Here is a 446-nt window from a genome sequence, read left to right on the forward strand (position 1 = left end):
CTCCGGAAGCGACAGAAATCGCGGGTACGCGAGGCGTACCCTTACCCGAGGGATTCTGCTTTTTGGTCAGCAGGGCTGATGGAACGATCGTTCAGCCCGCATTTGAATTCTTAGCAGATGCCCATCTAACGATCGGTCCAAAGCCAAAGCTTGCCTGCAGCAAGAACACGACAGCAGCTATCGCGGCGGACCTCACCGACTTCCATCACTTTCTTGACGCAAGAAAAAAGCTCGTTTCCGACGTAGATGAGGATCTCCTCAGATCCTATGCGGACACCTTGACTGACCTAGACTCAGCGGTGACCCTGGACAAGCTCGCCGCCGCGACTATTCATCGAAGATGGTCGACCCTGACCAAGCTGATCGCATTCTGCGTAAAGCGGGGATACCTGAGAAAGGCACCAGCGCTGCTGAGCAAGCAGACGAAGCGAGGAACTGTTCAAGTT

The 446-nt window shown here is 54.7% G+C and carries 1 protein-coding gene; it reads left to right on the forward strand.

Features of this window, described 5'->3' with window-relative positions; all coding sequences use genetic code 11:
- Positions 1 to 446, forward strand: a 446-nt coding sequence (locus RhoFasB10_RS25810; protein ID WP_167679343.1) for a site-specific integrase, incomplete at both ends; no start/stop codon positions are given.

It is taken from the genome of Rhodococcus sp. B10, assembly GCF_011770055.1.
In the GTDB taxonomy this organism is placed as follows: Bacteria; Actinomycetota; Actinomycetes; order Mycobacteriales; family Mycobacteriaceae; genus Rhodococcoides; species Rhodococcoides kyotonensis_B.